2 protein-coding genes are annotated in these 1,789 nt (G+C 63.8%); one reads left to right on the top strand and one right to left on the bottom strand.

Annotated elements, in window-relative coordinates:
- A partial coding sequence (locus tag BLS74_RS33525) for a hypothetical protein (protein ID WP_139191818.1) occupies positions 1–337 on the bottom strand: 337 nt, incomplete at its 3' end.
- Between the two features lie 300 nt (positions 338–637).
- Between BLS74_RS33525 and BLS74_RS33520 the strand changes: the two genes are divergently transcribed.
- On the top strand, positions 638–1,789 hold a 1,152-nt coding region (locus BLS74_RS33520; RefSeq protein ID WP_139191817.1), incomplete at its 3' end, for an amidohydrolase family protein.

Below are 1,789 nucleotides of genomic sequence, written 5' to 3'. Positions count from 1 at the left end.
CTAGATAACGGCTGAAGAAGTCCTTGCAGAACGCTTGGTTTCCCTCAGCCGACGTCGACCGAAACGCGTTCTCCAGTCCGTTGCGATCGGGGTTGTAGCCAGGATTTGCTGAAACGACGACAAGGCCATCGAGCCACCCGATCGCTGTAGTTGGCAAGTGGCCGGGTTGCAAGCGCCGGTCATCCGTCTGGCCATAGCCAAGCTGGGCATTGAGCGTATCGATCGCGTTCACCTGGTCGCCCCGGCGCTCGAACTGCCACCGGGACAAGCGTCCCAGCACGTCCTCGTCGGTAAGGCTCGTGGAGATCTGCTGCAGAAATTCGTCTAGGTAAGTCATTGGCGCCCATCATGACGTCGACTGCCGCAGATCCATCGGTCCATGAGAGAAGCAGAAACTGACGGCCGGTCGAGGCCTACATGGAGGGCGGCCAAGGACTCAGAGCGACTGCTGCGTCGGTGGCGTTGGGTTCGATGTCCCCCGGCAATGGGTGGCGGTTTACCGCGGGCGTGCCTAGCTTGTTTTCTAGGGCCGAGCCCCGCGGCGCGGAGCAGAATCGGCAGGTCTCGCCGAAACCAAGGGGGCTCATGGCGCCGTTGGCGGGCCGGCGGGGCTTCTTGATCAAACCGGGGGACCACCATGCATGACAGCGACCCTGAGGGCAAGCGCCTTCCCATCAAGCTCGACAGCACCTCGAATGGCGAGTTCGCACCGGTGTCGCTGTGGCCGGCGAACATCGAAGCCAACCGCCTCGCACACGAGGCCGCGGCAACCAACGCGAAGCGGCTGGGATGCTCGAAGCGAGCGTTCCTGACCTCGTCCTGTGGCGCAGCCAGCACGCTGCTGGCCTTCAACGCGGCCAACGCCGCGGCCGGAAGGACCGGCGGCTTCTTCGAGCTGCCCCGCGACGCCGCGCTGGATATGCAGCTCGCGCGCGCGCAGGTCGGCCCCGCCAGGCAGGAGTTCATCCTCGACGTCCAGGGCCACTTCATCGACACGCCGAAAGGCACTTCCAAGAGCGCGGAGGTCTTCCTCAAGGACGTGTTCATGGACAGCGACACCGACGTGATGGTGCTGTCCTTCGTGCCCTCCGCTCGCGACGCTGAACCGGTCACGATCCAGGCCGCCGACGAGGTCCGCAGGCTGGTCGACAAGCTTGAGGGAACGCACCGGCTGCTGCTGCATGGACGCGTCAACCCGAACCAGCCCGGAGACCTCAAGGGCATGGACGAGTTGCACGAGAGGTGGGGCATCAGCGCGTGGAAGACCTACACGCAGTATGGACCGAACGGCAAGGGCTACTTCCTGCACGACGACGTCGGCATCCGGTTCATCGAGAAGGCTCGCGCACTGGGCGTCAAGAACATCTGCATCCACAAGGGGCTGCCGTTCGGACCACGCTCCTATGAGCACAGCCAGTGCAGCGACATCGGCGTCGTCGCCAGGCGTTACCCGGACGTGAACTTCCTGATCTATCACTCGGGCTTCGTCAGCACGGTGACCGAAAAGGCCTACGACGCGAGCGGTAAGAGCGACGGCATCGACACGCTGATTACGTCCTTGCGCAAACACCAGGTCAAGCCGAACAGCAACGTCTATGCGGAGCTGGGCAGCACGTGGCGCTTCCTGATGCGTGACCCCGAACAGGCGGCTCACGCCCTCGGGAAACTGATCGTCGCGTGCGGCGAGAACAACGTGCTGTGGGGCACGGATTCGATCTGGTACGGCTCACCGCAGGACCAGATCCAAGCCTTCCGGACGTTCCAGATCTCGGCGGAACTGCGCGAACGG

Origin of the sequence: Variovorax sp. CF079, from assembly GCF_900101545.1 — a bacterium.
In the GTDB taxonomy this organism is placed as follows: Bacteria; Pseudomonadota; Gammaproteobacteria; order Burkholderiales; family Burkholderiaceae_C; genus Variovorax.
Note: the sequence above shows the minus strand (reverse complement) of the source record. Positions and strands in the feature narration are given on the sequence as shown.